A 15737-nucleotide genomic window follows, 5' to 3' on the forward strand; every position below is an offset into this window, starting at 1 on the left:
TGAGCTACATGCCGTGCCGGCGCGCGAAACGCTCGAACAGCCCCGGCCATGGGTGATCCTTGCCCGCTTCCTCGAGCGGCAGGCTGTGGCCGCCCTTTTCGAAGATATGAAGCTCGGACGGGATCTTCGCGGCTTGCAGCGCGGCGAACATGATCAGGCTGTTGGCAGCACTGACAACCGGATCGTCGGCAGCATGCGCGACCAGCGTCGGCGGCATGTCCGATGGCAAGTCGCGCTCCGCCGAAAATCGCGCGACCCGCGCCGGTGTCACATCGCCGCCCAGTAGTTCGCGCTTGGAATGTGCATGCGCGGAAGGCTCGGTCATGGTGATGACCGGGAAGAAGAGACCCGCAACGGTCGGCCGCGGGGTCTGCCGATCGGCGTCGTCGACGGGTTCGTAGGTCCTTTGCGAATGACGGCTCGCAAGCCGGGCCGTGAGATGGCCGCCCGCAGAGAAGCCGATCGCCGCGACCCGCTCGGGCGCGATGCGCCATTTCGCCGCACCGGCGCGGATCAAGCGCATTGCACGCTGCGCATCCTGCAGCGACACATCGGGTCCGGCGGCCCAGCCGTCGCGCGGCAGGCGATAGAGCAGTTCGAACACCGTGAAGCCGCGCGCGGCAAATGCCCAGGCTTGCGGCGATCCGGTCCGGCCGACGGCAACGCGCGCATAGCCGCCACCGGGGATCAGCAGGATCGCGCCGCCATTGGACTGGCCGGGCGGAACGACGTTGAGCATCGGCGTCGCGACATGCGGCCAGGCGATATCGTCGGGCGGGCCGTCCGGCGAGCGCTTGACGAATTCGTCGCGAACGCGGATTCGCTCGCCACCGGGTGGCAGCGCCGGCCAGATCGGAAGCCGTTCGATCGCGGAACCTTGGGCGCGTAACGGCGCGGCCGCCGCCGCTGCTCCCGCTGCGATCACTGTGCGACGCGTCATCCTCGTCATGGTTACTCCACCCTCACATCTTCTACATTATATGAATTATCATACTTTAAATTTTGAGGTAGGTGGCTTTTGTCTGTTGAGTACCGCTCGTTCTAGTGCCGCAGCGGTGGCACCGCGCCACGTCAAACCGCTATACAGCGTCACGATCGAGGCATATCCTCGCCTGCAACGAGGGCCTTGGCGGGCCGCAAGCGTTCGGCCCGTCTTCTCAATCGCGGGAGGGGCTTGTGGCGACTGAAGGCCATGTCGACTTCAACGGCTTCATGGAAGGCGTGAAGCGGCGCAATCCGCACCAGCCGGAGTTCGTCCAGGCGGTGCAGGAGGTCGCCGAGGACATTTTCGACTTCATCCGCGACAAGGCGGACTATCACGACCAGCAGATCCTGCGCCGCATCGCCGAGCCGGACCGCATCGTTTCCTTCCGGGTGTGCTGGGAGGACGATCGCGGCAATGTCCGCGTCCAGCGCGGCTGGCGGGTGCAGAACAACAATGCGATCGGTCCTTACAAGGGCGGCATCCGCTTCCACCCGAGCGTGAACGAAAGCGTCCTCAAGTTTCTCGCTTTCGAACAGACGTTCAAGAATGCGTTGACCGGCCTGCCGATGGGCGGCGGCAAGGGCGGCGCGAACTTCAATCCCAAGGGCAAGAGCGTGCGCGAGATCATGCGCTTCTGCCAGAGCTTCATGACCGAGCTGTACCGTCACATCGGCGCGGACGTGGACGTGCCGGCGGGCGATATCGGCGTCGGCGCGCGCGAGATCGGCTTCATGTTCGGCCAGTACAAGCGCATCACCAACCACTTCACCGGCGTGCTGACCGGCAAGGGTCTCGAATATGGCGGCTCGCTGATCCGGCCCGAGGCGACCGGCTATGGCGCGGTCTATTTCCTGGCCGAGATGCTCGCGGTCAAAGGGCAGGACCTGACCGGCAAGACCGCGGTGATCTCCGGCTCCGGCAACGTTGCGACCCATGCCGCGGAGAAGCTGGTGCAACAGGGGGCGAGGGTCGTCACGCTGTCGGATTCGGCGGGCTTCGTCCACGATCCTGCCGGACTCACGCAAGAGAAGATCGACTGGGTCAAGGCGCACAAGACTCACCGGCGCGGGCGCATCGAGGAGTATGTCGAGGCATTTCCCGGCGCGACCTTCCATTCCGGCCAGACGCCGTGGGGTGTGCCCTGCGACGTGGCGCTGCCCTGTGCGACGCAGAACGAACTGTCGGGCGACGATGCCAAGGCGCTCGTCGCGAATGGCTGCATCGCGGTCGCCGAAGGCGCGAACATGCCGACCGACCTTGCCGGTGTGCACGTCTTCAAATCGGCCAGGACTCTCTTCGCGCCGGGCAAGGCGGCCAATGCCGGAGGCGTCGCGGTGTCTGGCCTCGAGATGAGCCAGAATTCCGAACGGCGGTCGTGGAAGGAGGCAGAGCTCCAGCAGATGCTCAAGGACATCATGGCCGGCATTCACCAGCGCTGTGTCGCCTACGGTGAGGGCGAGGGCGGCTATATCGACTATGTGAAGGGCGCCAACGTCGCCGGCTTCAAGAAGGTCGGTGATGCGATGCTCGCGTTCGGGGTGGTATGACCGGCGAAACGGAACGCGCGCCGGTGCTGTCGCCCCAGGCGATCCATCTCATTCGCACGACAACCACGGCCAACCTCACGTTGAGCCAGATGGCCGACCAGAAGGCGAGCATCCTGATGGGCGCGAACTTCGTCGTCTTCACCGTCGCGGTCGGTCAGGCGGGGCGGGGCGGCGTGCCGCCGGCGTTGCTGGTGCTGGCCTGCGCGGCGTTTCTCTCCGCGCTCTGTGCGGTGGTGGCGGTGCTGCCCGCGATCCGGCCGAGCAAGGTCGCCCCCGGCGGCGAGAATATCCTGTTCTTCGGCGTGTTCAGCCAGATGAGCGAGGAGGAGTTCACCGCCCGCGCGTTCGAGGCGCTGGCGAGCGACGAAACGGTCATGCGCGCCATGCTTCGCGACATCCACCAGAACGGCATGGTGCTTCAGCGGAAGAAATACCGTTTTCTGGGGCTGGCTTATCGCGTCTTCTTGATCGGCCTGACGCTGACGCTCGTCACTTTCCTGATCGACAATCGCGCGAACCTGCCCCGGCTCTTCTGACGGCTCTCAGCGGATACCGAGCATCGCGGCCTGTTGACGCAGCATGTCCGACTTGCCGGGATTTGCGGCCAGCGCCTGCTGCAACGCCTGCGCGGCCTTCTCGGGCTGGCCGAGCGTCATGCGGCTGCGCATCAACATGACCCAGCCATCGACGTTGCCCGGCTCGGCCTGTAGCCGCGCTTCGAGCCGACCGACCATGCCCTCGGCCATGCCGCGCTGCTCGCTGGGGGGAAGTTTCGCTGCGGCTTGCAGGTCCTGCGCGGTGGGACCGGGGATGGCGCGGGTTGCGACTGCCGATTGCGGGGCGGGCTGCACGACGGCGGCGAGGCGCGGTGCGACATCGATCTTGTTGATCTTGCCGACCTGTTCGATCGTGCGGCGGAGGTCCTTTTCCCATGGCGCGTCGGCGGGTGTGTCGGCGAGCAAGGCGAGCCAATCCTCGATCGCGCCGGCATGGTCGCCGGCCAGATCCTTTTTCACCGCGAGAAAATAGCGTGCGCGCGGGTCCCTGGCGTCGAGCGTGATCGCACGCTCGAAATTCGCGGCCGCGGCCGCCGGCATCGGGTCGCGCTCGCTCGCCAGCACGCGCGCTTCGCCCAGCGCGGACCACAGCGACGCCGTGGCCGGGCTGAGCTCAGTCGCCTTCTCATACGCTGCCGCCGCATCGTTGAAGCGGCCGGCATCGAAATAGGCCGCCCCGAGCGCGGCCCATGCGGCACTGTCCTGCGGATTGTCGCGCGAGCGCTTTTCGAGCGCCGCGATCGGGTCTTCAGCAGCGCCGGCCATCTGCGGCGCGGTTGCCGGGGAAAGCGGCACATCGTGATCCCGCTTGACCGCATAACCGATGGCGAGGCCCAGCAGGATGATCGCGGCGAAGAACACGATCCGCCCGGTTCGCGAGACGCGCATCCCCTGTTGTGTCATTCCGCCCCCAGGGTCCATAGTTGTCCAAGTCTGGATGACGGGGTGCGATGATGCAACCGGCGTCCACACGGCGAGGGGGGACAGCGGTGACGGAACGTCTTCGCATTGCCATTGTCGGCTCCGGCCCGGCCGGGATGAGCGCCGCCGCCCGCGCCGCGCAGCTGGGCCTCTCCCATGTGTTGCTCGAAAAGACCGGGCACCTTTGCGACACGATCTTCAAATACCAGAAGGGCAAGGACGTCATGGCGACGCCCGCCTCGCTGGTGCTGCGCTCCGACCTCGATTTCGAGGCGGGCAAACGCGAGGCGGTGCTCGACACCTGGAACCGGCAAACCGCGGACGCCGCGATCGCCGTCCGCCTCAATGCCGAGGTCGCGAAGATCGAGGGCGAGAAGGGCGCGTTCGTCCTGACGCTGAAGGGCGGCGAAGCCGTCCATACCGAAGCGGTGATCCTCGCCATCGGCACGCAGGGCAATCCCAACCTGCTGCGCTGCGATGGCGCGGGCCTGCCGCATGTCCAATATCAACTCGACGATCCCGGCGCGTTCCTCGATGAACACATCACCGTCATCGGCACGGGCGATGCCGGAATCGAGAACGCGCTCGGCCTCGCCGCCGACCCGGTGCAGCGCAACACCGTCACCATCCTCAACCGCGGCACCGATTTCGCCCGCGCCAAGCCTGCCAACGTCAAGCTGCTGACAGAGGCCGAAGCCGCCGGACGCATCCGCATCCGCACCGAGACGACCCCGGCGCAAGTCCGCTCCGGCGAGCTGCTGCTCGACACGCGCGACGGGCAGGAGACGATCCGCTGCGACCGCATCATCGCGCGCATGGGCTCGACCGCGCCGCGCGCGTTTCTCGAGGCATGCGGCATCGCCTTCACCAGCGAAGACCGTGAGGCGTTCCCGGTGCTCTCGCCCGAGTTCGAAACGACCCGGCCGGGCATCCACGTCATCGGCGCGCTGGCCGGTTATCCGCTGATCAAGCATTGCATGAATCAGGGCTATGACGTGGTCGAGTTCCTCAACGGCAACACCGCGCTCAAGCCTGCCGACGAACCGATGCTGGCGGCGAAATTCGCGAGCCTGCCGGGCAAGCGCAGCGTCGACGAGTGGCTGACGCTGTTCGGCAGCAATATCGGCATTTTCGCCGACGTGTCCGCGCTCCAGCTACGCGAACTGATGCTGGACAGCGAGGTGAAGCGCTTCGGCCCGGGCGACGTGATCTTCGAGCGCAACGAGACCGGCGCCTCGCTGTTCGCCATCGCATTGGGCGCGGTGCGTGTCGAGGTCGACAGAAACGACACCGCGAAGACGGTGCCGATCGACCAGGGCTCGATCTTCGGCGAGGTCGGGCTGATCTCCGGCCGCCGGCGCGGCGCGACGGTGCGCGCGGCGGAACCGACGGTGGTGGTCGAACTGACGCGCACCGCGGCGCTCAAGCTCATCGCCACCGTGCCTGCCGCCGGACGGGCGATCGCGCGCATTTCGATCGAACGGCAGCTGCTTCAGATCTTCGGATCGGGGCTGACCAGCGAGGATGTCGCCGAGCTGGTCGCACAAGCCGAAGTGCAGACCAAGCGCGCCGGCGAAGTCTTGCTCGCCGAAGGCGATGACGGCAACGATCTCTATGTCATCCGCCGCGGATCGATGGTCGTCGAGAAGCTGATCGGCGGCAAGCCGGTATTCCTCTCCTATCTGCCGGCCGGCTCCTATGTCGGCGAGATGGCGCTGATCGACCGCGGGCAGCGCACGGCGACGGTCAAGGCGGCGATCAAGTCCGAAGTGATCCGCCTGCCCGGCGAGGCGTTCCTGCGTCTGCTCGAACGCAAGCCGCAATTGCTGGACAAGGCGCTGACCGACATGGCGGCGCGGCGCGACGTCAACGCCTTCATCGAAGGGCGCAAGGACAATTTCTCCGGCGCGGTCGACCTGTATTCGGAAACCGCGCAGTTTCTGGTCGACAACGGCATCGGCGAAGCGACCGACGTGCTGCTGATCGACGAGAAACTGTGCGTGGGCTGCGACAATTGCGAAAAGGCGTGCGCCGACAGCCATGACGGTCTCTCGCGCCTCAACCGCGAGGCGGGCAAGACGTTCGCGCATCTGCACGTGCCGACCAGCTGCCGCCATTGTGAGCATCCGCACTGCATGGCAGACTGCCCGCCCAATGCGATCAAGCGCGGGCCGGATGGCGAGGTCGTCATCGACGACAGCTGCATCGGCTGCGGCAATTGCGAGCGCAACTGCCCCTATGGCGTGATCCGCATGGACAGCGTGCCGCCGCCCAAGCCGTCATTGCTATCCTGGATGTTCCTCGGACGCGGGCCGGGACCGGGCGAACCATCGAAGAAGTGGCGCAAGGAGCATGCCGCCAAGGGGCCTGCGCCCAAGCAGGCGATCAAATGCGACATGTGCTCGGGCATCTCGGGCGGCCCGGCCTGCGTCCGCGCCTGTCCGACCGGGGCGGCGATCCGCGTGGCGCCCGAAGCCTTCCTCTCGGTCGCACGGCTGGCGGACGAGACCTGATGGCATCGACGCCGCGCGCCGCCAGGCAGACCAGCCGCCAGATTTCCACGGACCATGAGGGCTTCCTGCGCCATCGCGGCTTCCGCTGGCTCAAGCTCTCGGCCCTGCTCTGTCTCGCCGCGCTGGCGGGCTATGTCGCCGCCGATGTCGAACCCCGGCCCAATGGCGGAAGCTGGTATGGCTATACGCTCGGGACCATCGGCGCAGCGCTGATCCTGTGGCTGGCGCTGCTCGGCATCCGCAAGCGGGCGATGACGCGCGGATCATGGTCGCTCAAGGCGTGGACCTCGGCGCATGTCTACCTCGGCCTCGGCCTGATCGTCATCGCCACGCTGCACACCGGCTTCCAGTTCGGCTGGAACGTCCATACGCTTAGCTTTGCCCTGATGGTGCTGGTGATCGTGTCGGGCATCTTCGGCGTCGTCGCCTATGCCACGCTGCCCGCCGCGCTCAGCGGCAATCGCGAGGAGATGACGCAGGGGCAGATGCTCGAGGCGCTCAAGGCGGTCGATCGCCAGCTCAACGATGCGGCCCAGCCGCTGTCGCGCGATCACGCCGACTTCGTGCTGTCGGCGTTGGGCGAGGGGGCGCTGTCGGGCGGGCTGTGGCGGCGGCTCAGCGGCAATTACCGCAACAGTGCGACACAGGCGGCGGTCGATGCCTTCAACCGCATCCACGCCGCGCACTCGGCTGAGCCAGCGATCCAGCGGGTCGAGGCGCTGCTCCAGCGGCGGCTCGCCCAGCTCGACCGGATGCGGCGGCACATGCGGCTCAAGGCGCTGCTGGAGGTGTGGCTCTACGTCCATGTGCCGGCCACCTTCGCGCTGCTTGCCGCGCTGACCGCGCACATCATCAGCGTCTTCTATTACTGGTAGGCGGGCGCGGATGGCATTCAGGCTGCGAACCATCGAATTCACCGCGGACGGACGCAGGATCGTCCGCGACCGCGACGTCGAAACGGCCAGCCTCACCATCGGCCGCTCGGCGGAAAATGACATTCACCTCCCCGATCTGGCGGTCGAGCCGGCTCATGCGACGCTCGAGGATCGCGGCGGCGGCGAGCTTTATGCCGCTGCGGCCGGGACGCTCGGCTTCGCGGTGGATGGCAGGACCGTCCGCGCCGCCGAGATCGACGGCGGCAAGGGCGCAGAGCTGCGTTTCGGCAGCTATCGCATCGCCGTCAGCCTCGATACCGACCGCACCCCGCTGCTCACGATCGAGCAAGCCGAGGGCATGACCGACGAACTAGACGAGAAGCGCGGATTTTCGCTGGCGGGACTGCTGCCCGGCAAGCGCCCGATGTCGTGGCTGCTCGCGCTGTTGGTCGCCGGATTGTTCCTCGCGCTGCCGATCGCCAGCAGCCTGATGCGCGATCCGGCCAGGAAGCAGACCGTTGCCGGCGACGCCAGCTGGAGCACCGGCAAGCTCAGTCTCGCGCACCACGCGCTGGAGGGCAGCTGCGAGTCCTGCCACGTCCGCCCGTTCGAGGCGGTGCGCGACGAGACCTGCCAGTCCTGCCACAAGGACGTGCACGGCCATGCCCCGGGCGCGCGGCTGGCGGTGGCGATGGGTGAACCGCCGATGGGCGGGAAGCTCCTCCGCTCTGTCGCGCATGCCTTTGGCAAGCCCGGGCCGGGCGCGTGCACGGATTGCCACACCGAACATGAAGGCCCGACGCGGATGGAGCCGGCGCGGCAGGCGATGTGTGCGGATTGCCATGGCACGCTCGACCGCCGCTTGCCCGACACCCGGCTCGGCAACGCCGCCGATTTCGGCAAGCTGCATCCGCAGTTCAGCCCGGCGGTGGCGGGCAGCGCGAAGCGGGTTTCGCTCGACACCGATCCGCGCGAGGACCCTGGCTTCGCCTTTTCGCACAAGCTTCATCTCGACAAGCTCGGCGGGGTGGCGCGGATGGCGGCGAGCATCGGCGCGGAACGCGATTACGGCTCGAGCGGTCTGGTCTGCGCCAACTGCCACCGCCCGAGCGAGGACGGCGTGCGCTTCGGCAAGGTCGATATGGAGCGCGATTGCGAAGGCTGCCACAGCCTCGCCTATGACCGCGTCGGCGGAATCTTCCGCCGGCTGCGCCATGGCGATGTCGATCAGATGGTCGCCGATTTGAGCGTGGCGCGCGCTGAAAATCCCGTCGTCACCGGACGCCGCCGGCCGGGCCGTTATGCCGCGCAGGGCGCCTATTATGCGGACTTCCGAAGGCCGGCGAGCGGCATGGGGCTTGCCCGCCGCGCGCTGTCGCGCGACGGCATTTGCGGCGAATGCCACGCCCCCGATTTCTCGGGCGGACGCATGTCGGTGATGCCGGTGTCGCAGGTGACGCGCTATATGGCGCATGGCTGGTTCGACCATAAGCCGCACAAGCAGGAAAGCTGCACCAGCTGCCACGTGGCGGAGAAGTCGGCATCCTCGTCCGACCTGCTGCTGCCGGGCATCGCCCAGTGCCGCGCCTGCCATCTCGGCGAGACCGCCAGCGCTGCCAAGGTTCCGTCGAGTTGCGCGATGTGCCACTCTTTTCACCCGACGGGGCAGGCGCCGATGAGCGCATGGAACAAGAAGCTGTGACCGGGAGGATGCCGTGCTGATCGCGCAGGTGACCGACATCCATATCGGGTTCGATCCGGGCAATCCGGACGAGCACAATATGCAGCGCTTTCGGGCGGTCCTGCAGCGGCTGACCGAGGGTCCGAACCGGCCCGACCTGTTGCTCCTTACCGGCGATTTGACGGAGCATGGCGACGCCGCGAGCTATGCCCGGCTGGCCGGCGCTCTGGCCGGCTGTCCGTTCCCGGTCTGGCAGATGGTGGGCAATCACGACGCGCGGACGCCCTTGCTCGCCGCCTTTCCAGACACGCCCTCGCAAGGCGGCTTCGTCCATTATGCGATCGAGGGCGACGAACTGCGCGTGCTGGTGCTCGACACGCTGGAACCCGGCCGTCACGGCGGCAGCTTTTGCGACGCGCGGGCGACATGGCTGGAGGCGCAGCTCGCCGCCCGGCCCGATACGCCGACACTCGTCGCCATGCACCATCCGCCGCTCGAAACCGGCATCGCCTGGCTCGACAGCGATGCGCGCGAGCCGTGGATCGCCCGGTTCGGGGACGCGATTGCCGGGCACAGGCAGGTCAAGGGGATCATCGCGGGGCATCTGCATCGTCCGATCCATACCGCGTGGAACGGTGTGCCGCTGGTGGTGTGCATGTCCACCGCACCTGCCGTCGCGCTCGATCTCAACCCCATCGATCCGGGCCTTCCCGACGGGCGCGACATGATCGTCGACGAGCCGCCCGGCTATGCGCTGCATCGCTGGGACGGGGAGCGGCTGGTCACGCATCTGGAAAGCGTCGCGCCGCATCGGGTGCTGGCGCGCTATGACGAGGCGATGCAGCCGGTGGTGCGCACGATCATGGCCGAGCGGCCCGGCTGACCGCGCTATCTCGCGCGCCACACCGACATATCGACCTGATCGCTGACCTTATAGGGAATGCCGCGCCGGTTGAGGAACAGCCGCTCCATTTCCGGGCGCTTGAAGGGGCGCGAGCCAAGCCGTCCGAATACGGCGATCTGGCCGCCGGTCTCGTCCACCGCACGGTCGCGGTCGAGTCCCTTGGATAGCGACAGCGCCGGTGACGGCGTCCGCGCCCAGGCGATCAGCTCGGGCCGGGGCGCGGGCGAGAAGCCGTAGAAATTGGGCTGGCTGGCGGGCGAAGTGAGTTGAAGCACCTTGAGGCCATTCCGCCCGTCGGCGACATAGGCGAACAGCGACGCGTTGGCACTGCCGACGATGACGTCCTGCGCATCATTGAGCTGCCCGCCGAACGTCACCTTCTGGTCGATCCGCGGCGCGGCGGGCCGGGTCATGTCGACGATCACCAGCCCCTCATTGCCGCCTGCGACATAGGCATAGGTGCGCGCAAGATAGAGCCGTCGCGCATCGGCGAGCGATACGGTGCCGGACGGCACCGCGACCGGGTTGCGCAGGTTGGTCACGTCGAACAGCTTGAGCCCGTCGCGGTCGGTCACCCAGAGATAGCGGAACTGGATCGCGCTCGCCCGCGCGTCGGCGAGCGGCCGTACCGCGGCGAGGCGCGGTTGCAGCGGGTCCTTAAGGTCCACCACCACCAGCCCCCGGTCGGCCGTGATATAGGCGACCTCACCCGCCAGCTGGATATGCCGCGCGCCCTTCAGCACGCCGTCCGGGTTCCAGGTGACCGCACGCTTCAACTTGTTGTTGCGAAACTCGCCATCGGCGAAGGTCTCGACATTGACGAGGATCAGACCCTCGACGCTGTCGGTGATCGCGGCATAGCTGTAGATCGGCAGGAACGGCTGCTCCTGATTGATCCGGCGCAGCTCGGGCGTGCTGCGCAGCGGGTTGATCGCCTGATTGGTCGGCAGCGCCATGCAGGTCGCGTTGGTCGTGCCGACATGCGCGTCCTGCCCGAGCGGCGAGAAGGGGGCGGACACGACCGCGTCGGACACGCCCTTGTTCGCGACGGAGGCGATGTCATAGACGCGAAAACCGCCGCGCCCCTCGGCCACGAACATGTATTCGCCGCGCATCTGCAGGCATCCGACCTTACCGCGCGTGCCCTGCACGATGTTGCGGAATTCCTCGGCCGGCCGCGTCTCGCCCGATAGCCGGCGGTCGAAGGTCTTGCCCCGCGTCCAGTTCTTCAACTCGCGCCCGTTCCGCTCGACGTGCGCGTAATAATAATCGGGATAGGCATAGCGATGCAGGTAGGAGCCGAGCACGGCTTGCGGCTCGTCCCATTCAGTCACGCGCACTGCCTCGAACCCGCCGTCGAGCCCGGTCCACGCATTCATCCCCACAAAGTTGACGAAGTTGGTCCCGAGCAGCAGCAGCTGCGCCATGATCGCGTTGTTGTCGTCCGCGCGACTCAAATGGCAATCGGTGCAGGTCTTGGTCTCGGTCAGCCGCACCGTGTGCGGGAAATGCGGCGCGAAAGCCTGCGACGAGAAACCGATGCCGCTGATCGGCTGCTGCTGGATATAAATGCGCTCGCGGTTGACGTTGGTCGATGACAATATCAGCGCGGAGGACGAGCGGACGGGCGCGATCTGGTTGCCCTTGGTGGTCTGGTGGCGGCCGAGCTGGAACATCTCGTCGCGCGCGACCTGCGGATTGTACGTCGCGAAGTTGCGCGTCTCCTCGCCCTCGAAATGGTGGGTCGAGCTTTTGACGTTGGCCTCGATCGGCAGGTGGCAGCCGCCGCAACTGGTGGTCCAGCTGGTGTGGCAGCTGAAGCAGGCGAGTTCGGTTTCGCCATGGGCGCGGTCGCTTTTCGGCACGCCCGGGCCAAAGGCGTAGCTGCCGTCCTCCGCGCCGGACCGGCTCATCAGCTTGGCGCGCGCCGCCTTGGCGTTGAAGGTGGACGAGGTGCGGTCGACCGCGTCCTTGACCAGGCTGACCTTCCACACCAGCGCGGGATCGACGATCGAGCGCTGGTAGAGCGCGCGGCGGCCGGACTCGTCCTCCATCCACTCGAAGCGTCGCTGCCCGTCGGGGTTGCGCAGCAGCGCGAGATCGTTGCCCTTGGGCGGCGCGGCCGGGCCAGAGGTCAGCAGATTGGGATAGGCGTCGGCGGTGCCGTGGCAGTCCTTGCAGCCGATCTCGACCGCATTGGCGACCTCGCCATAGATCAGGCCATTGCCGTGGCTATCCTGCGAGAAATGGCAGTCGGCGCATTGCAGCCCTTTCTCGGCGTGGATGTCCATCATATGGACGGTCTTGCCGGGGTTGGTGCCGGGGGGCACGAACTTGCCCTCGCCGCGCCTGCGCCATTTTTCGGGGTCGTCGGGCGAGACGATATTACCGTCCTTGTCGAGCAGATTGCCTTGCCGGTCCCGCTTCAGAATCGCGCGGAAATTCCAGCCATGGCCGTGATAGTCGGCGAACTGCGTGTCCTTGAGGCCGGGGTTGAGGTCATAGACGTTGCGCAGGAAATCGGGGTCGCCCCAGTTTCCGCGCGGCGCGGCGCCTTCGGGGTTGCGGTCGGTGACTTCGCGGACTTGCGCCGCGGTCGGATATTTCTGCCGTTCGGGCCACATCGCCGGCGCATCGGACTCATAGTCCCACATCGTATAGCCGAGATAGGTGTTCACGAAGCTGTTGGGCTGGTGCATGTGGCAGCTCATGCACTGCGCGGTCGGGATCGCGCGGGTGAAGACATGCTGCAGCGGGTGACCGCGCTCCTTCTCTTCGCCGCCCGATTTGAGCGCGCCGTGCGACATCTTGCCGGCGATGGTCGGGTCGGACGTGACCGTCTGCCCGTCGCGGCCATGTTGCGCATAGGTCAGGCTGTGGCGCGGCTCGCGGTCATTGGCATAGATGACGTGGCAGCCGGTGCAGCCGGAATTCCGGTAGTCACCCGGCTGCTCGTTGGTGCCCATGAACCACATCAGCGGGTCGTTCAGGCGCGTCTTGTGGATGTTGAGCACCGGAATCGCGACGCGAAGGCCGGTGCCGGGACCGCGGCTGGATTGCTTGAGGTCGGGGCGGCCGGGTTCCTCCAGCCGCTGCACGCTGCCGGTCGGATTGGGCAGTCCGACCTCGGCGAACTGGGTGCCGATATTGCGCCCGCCGCGCTCGAACACGCGGAAGATGTCGCCGGGCGGGATCACGTTCCAGCGGGGCAGCGGATAGAGCGCGGCCAGCGCACCACGGTTCTTCTGGCCCTCGGTCAGCTCGCCCGGCGGATCGCCGGGCGAGACGAGCTTCGCCGGCTCGCCACTGGCTGTGTAGGCTTCGCCGAAGATGTAGTTTTTGTAGGGGATGATCCCGTTATTATAGGCGGCCCCGCCCCATAGCATCGCGCCTGTCGCCATCAGCGAGCGCTCCGCGGCCTCGACCACCGGCATGTGGCAGGCGCCGCAGGATTCGCGCGCGACGCGATAGTCGCCGGGATTGACGAAGCGCACGAACTCGGGCGCCTCGCGGTTGAGCAAGGTGTAGGAACGCTGCGGATTGGCCGAGGACGGATAGTGCCAGCTCTTGGGATAGCGCGGCAGGACATGCGCCTTCTCGCGCGCTGCGACATAGGCCGGATGGTCGTGCGGCAGGCTGGCATCGCCTGATACCGCCGCATTGCCGCCATGGCAGTCGGTGCAGCCGAGCCGAATCGCCGATGACATATGCATCGTCGGGGCGTCGGTCTTGATGTGGCAGCTGTTGCAGCCCGCCGACTTGGCGTCGGCCTCGGCCAGACTCTGCAATGCGGGCGCGGGCGGGGCCTTCACATAGACGCGCTTGACCGGCTTTTCCGCATCGCTCGCGAGGATACTGGTCGGCAACACCAGCGCCGCGAGGCCGAGCAGCGGGAGGAGGCGCCAAAGCCGCCGCATCAGTAGCTCAATATCACATTGGCGAGCACCGAATAATAATTCCGGCGCCCGTTCGCATTGTCGAACAGATCGCGGAACCCGCTGCGCGGCAGCAGCGCGGCGGCGGACAGGCGCAGCACGATGTTCTGCGTCGCCTTGGGCCGCCAGATGGCGGCAGCAGACAGGTCCCAACCGATCGACTTGGGGATGCTGCCCTCGTTGCGCAGCGCCTGCAGCACCGCGGTGTTCTCAAACCATAAATGGTTGGCGTTGCCCGACACGCGCACCTGCGGCGTCAGGTCGAAATCCGCGCCCGAGCCCAGCAGCATCGTGCCGGGATTGTTGAAATTCGACTGGCCCTGTTCCTTGGACGAGCGCAGCGAATTGAGAATGCCGTTTCGGCCGCTGACAGCGACCGCGCGCCCGCCGCCGGCGAACGGAATGCTCTGGCGAATCCAGTAGCTGGTGTCGGCGCCGGCGAAGATCGGATTCTCGAACACCGCATCGAAACCGGATTCGGTGTCGTCATAGGGTTTGCCATCGCCGCTGGCGTAGAGTCCGGACAATCGGAAGCGCATCCAGTCGCGGTCGTAGCTAAGTTCCGCGGCGGCGAAGCCGGCGCGGATATTGGCGGGGCGGCCTGTGAAGAAGCTGTCGCGGTCACGGCCGAACGCATAATAGGCCGATGCCGTCAGGTTGATGCGCCCGATGCGGCCATCGGCATTATAGCCCAGATAGACGACATCATAGTCGCGGCCGTGCAGCGTGCCGAGCAAGGCGGGGCGCACCGGAAAGCCATTGTCGTCGATCGCGATCTGGTCCCCTTCGCGGTTGCGGTTCCACACCAATGTGACCTGGCTGGTCAGCGACGGGATCAGGAAATCCTGGCGGTAGAGGTTGGCGAGGAACACGAAGTCATCGCGCGGGCGCTGCACGACGCTGTTGAGGCCGCTGTTGGTGTCCTTTTCCAGCCGCCAGAAAGCCGCGAGATTATATTGGAAGCGGTTGTTGTCGCGGTTGCCGAACAGGCGGATGCCAAGCTGCTGGTCGTTGAACAGGAAGCCACGGAAATCCGCCTGAAACGGCTGGATGCCGACGCGGATCGAGTCGAAATCATAGCGGTCCGACGTGTTGCGCAGGTGATAGTCGACGAAGGCTTCCTGCACGCCCAGGAAATGGTCGTGGCGGTGCGTCGGTTTGGACGGCTGGACGAACAGCACGCGCCGCTCGGGCACGTCGACATAGCTGTAATTGAACGCCAGCGTGACGCGATATTCGATCTCGGGCGGCTTGAACGCGGTGTTGCCCTTGATCAGCGCGGCGCCGGCGATGAAGGTTTGCGAGAAGACGAAGCTCGCATCCTTGCCGAAGATGTCGAGGCTGCCCGGCCGCGCCGTCGTCTGCACGCCGACCGGGATCGGGAAGGTGCGCGGCTCGAGCACGGTGTCCGAGGTGAGGTTGGCGGCGAAGAACCAGTCGTCACCCTTGATGGGCAGCCACTTCACCTTGGTCCGGTCGATCGGCCGGTCGCCCTTGTAGGTGTTCTGGTTGTACGGATCGAACCAGCGTTCCCGGACCAGCCCAAGCGACTCGATCAGCCGCCAGCGGTCGGGGATCGGCAACTGGTCGGTGGGAAAGGCTTCGGGCGGCGGGGCGCGGACGGCGCCGACATTGTCCTGGGTCAGCCGATCGGGCAGCGGCGCTTCATAGCCCGGGCGGCGGCGCCCTTCGAGTACGCCGGGATCGACCTCGGGCGGGGGCGGCTCCTGTCCGGGCGGGGCCATGACGGGCGGTTGCTCGGCCTGTGCCGGCGCGCCCGCGGGTTCGTCCGTCACCTGCACCGGAAGGAAAAGGAGCA

The 15737-nt window shown here is 66.7% G+C and carries 10 protein-coding genes; 6 read left to right on the forward strand and 4 right to left on the reverse strand.

Going from position 1 to position 15737, the window contains the following annotated elements; all coding sequences use genetic code 11:
• Positions 1–4: 4 nt before the first annotated feature.
• A complete protein-coding gene (locus tag M9978_RS05760) occupies positions 5–940 on the reverse strand; it encodes an alpha/beta hydrolase (RefSeq protein WP_254292029.1) in 936 nt (311 codons plus the stop codon).
• Between the two features lie 236 nt (positions 941–1176).
• On the opposite strand from M9978_RS05760, the gene gdhA reads away from it, so the two are divergent.
• Together gdhA and M9978_RS05770 are read left to right on the forward strand one after the other, a co-directional pair.
• Positions 1177–2532: an NADP-specific glutamate dehydrogenase gene (gene gdhA, locus M9978_RS05765; protein ID WP_367305047.1), complete on the forward strand. Its 1356-nt coding sequence runs from the start codon at positions 1177–1179 to the stop codon at positions 2530–2532.
• Positions 2529–3068, forward strand: coding sequence for a Pycsar system effector family protein (locus tag M9978_RS05770; protein ID WP_254292031.1), 540 nt, complete (start codon positions 2529–2531; stop codon positions 3066–3068). The genes gdhA and M9978_RS05770 overlap by 4 nt, the downstream gene beginning before the upstream one ends.
• A 6-nt stretch (positions 3069–3074) precedes the next feature.
• On the opposite strand, the gene M9978_RS05775 is transcribed toward M9978_RS05770, so the two are convergent.
• Positions 3075–3992, reverse strand: a complete 918-nt coding sequence (locus tag M9978_RS05775) for a tetratricopeptide repeat protein (RefSeq protein WP_254292032.1) — start codon at positions 3990–3992, stop codon at positions 3075–3077.
• A 134-nt stretch (positions 3993–4126) separates the two neighbouring features.
• Here M9978_RS05775 and M9978_RS05780 point away from each other — a divergent pair, with 134 nt between their 5' ends.
• From M9978_RS05780 to M9978_RS05795, 4 genes are read left to right on the forward strand one after another with little or no spacing between them, the layout of a single operon-like run.
• Positions 4127–6523: a cyclic nucleotide-binding domain-containing protein gene (locus M9978_RS05780; RefSeq protein WP_254292034.1), complete on the forward strand. Its 2397-nt coding sequence runs from the start codon at positions 4127–4129 to the stop codon at positions 6521–6523.
• Positions 6523–7398 carry a hypothetical protein gene (locus M9978_RS05785; RefSeq protein ID WP_254292035.1) on the forward strand — a complete coding sequence of 292 codons (876 nt, stop codon included), beginning with the start codon at positions 6523–6525 and terminating at the stop codon, positions 7396–7398. The genes M9978_RS05780 and M9978_RS05785 overlap by 1 nt, the downstream gene beginning before the upstream one ends.
• Positions 7399–7408: 10 nt before the next feature.
• Positions 7409–9100 (forward strand): cytochrome c3 family protein, encoded by a 1692-nt coding sequence (locus M9978_RS05790; RefSeq protein WP_254292036.1) that lies wholly within the window; start codon positions 7409–7411, stop codon positions 9098–9100.
• Positions 9101–9113: 13 nt separating this feature from the next.
• The gene (locus M9978_RS05795; RefSeq protein ID WP_254292037.1) at positions 9114–9962 is read left to right on the forward strand and encodes a metallophosphoesterase; all 849 of its coding nucleotides are present in this window, start codon (positions 9114–9116) and stop codon (positions 9960–9962) included.
• A 5-nt stretch (positions 9963–9967) separates the two neighbouring features.
• On the opposite strand, the gene M9978_RS05800 is transcribed toward M9978_RS05795, so the two are convergent.
• The gene (locus M9978_RS05800; protein ID WP_254292039.1) at positions 9968–13900 is read right to left on the reverse strand and encodes a hypothetical protein; all 3933 of its coding nucleotides are present in this window, start codon (positions 13898–13900) and stop codon (positions 9968–9970) included.
• Positions 13900–15663: a hypothetical protein gene (locus tag M9978_RS05805; protein WP_254292171.1), complete on the reverse strand. Its 1764-nt coding sequence runs from the start codon at positions 15661–15663 to the stop codon at positions 13900–13902. Before M9978_RS05805 ends, M9978_RS05800 begins: the two co-directional genes overlap by 1 nt.
• Between the last annotated feature and the right edge of the window lie 74 nt (positions 15664–15737).

Origin of the sequence: Sphingomonas tagetis (assembly GCF_024211275.1) — a bacterium.
GTDB classification, from domain to species: Bacteria; Pseudomonadota; Alphaproteobacteria; order Sphingomonadales; family Sphingomonadaceae; genus Sphingomonas; species Sphingomonas tagetis.

Excerpts from the sequence above, each read along its gene's own strand:
- M9978_RS05760 (WP_254292029.1), bottom strand. The coding sequence starts at position 940 with ATGACGCGTCGCACAGTGATCGCAGCGGGAGCAGCGGCGGCGGCCGCG.
- M9978_RS05770 (WP_254292031.1), top strand. The coding sequence starts at position 2,529 with ATGACCGGCGAAACGGAACGCGCGCCGGTGCTGTCGCCCCAGGCGATC.
- M9978_RS05805 (WP_254292171.1), bottom strand. The coding sequence starts at position 15,663 with ATGGCCCCGCCCGGACAGGAGCCGCCCCCGCCCGAGGTCGATCCCGGC.
- M9978_RS05785 (WP_254292035.1), top strand. The coding sequence starts at position 6,523 with ATGGCATCGACGCCGCGCGCCGCCAGGCAGACCAGCCGCCAGATTTCC.
- M9978_RS05800 (WP_254292039.1), bottom strand. The coding sequence starts at position 13,900 with ATGCGGCGGCTTTGGCGCCTCCTCCCGCTGCTCGGCCTCGCGGCGCTG.
- M9978_RS05780 (WP_254292034.1), top strand. The coding sequence starts at position 4,127 with ATGAGCGCCGCCGCCCGCGCCGCGCAGCTGGGCCTCTCCCATGTGTTG.
- M9978_RS05775 (WP_254292032.1), bottom strand. The coding sequence starts at position 3,992 with ATGACACAACAGGGGATGCGCGTCTCGCGAACCGGGCGGATCGTGTTC.
- M9978_RS05790 (WP_254292036.1), top strand. The coding sequence starts at position 7,409 with ATGGCATTCAGGCTGCGAACCATCGAATTCACCGCGGACGGACGCAGG.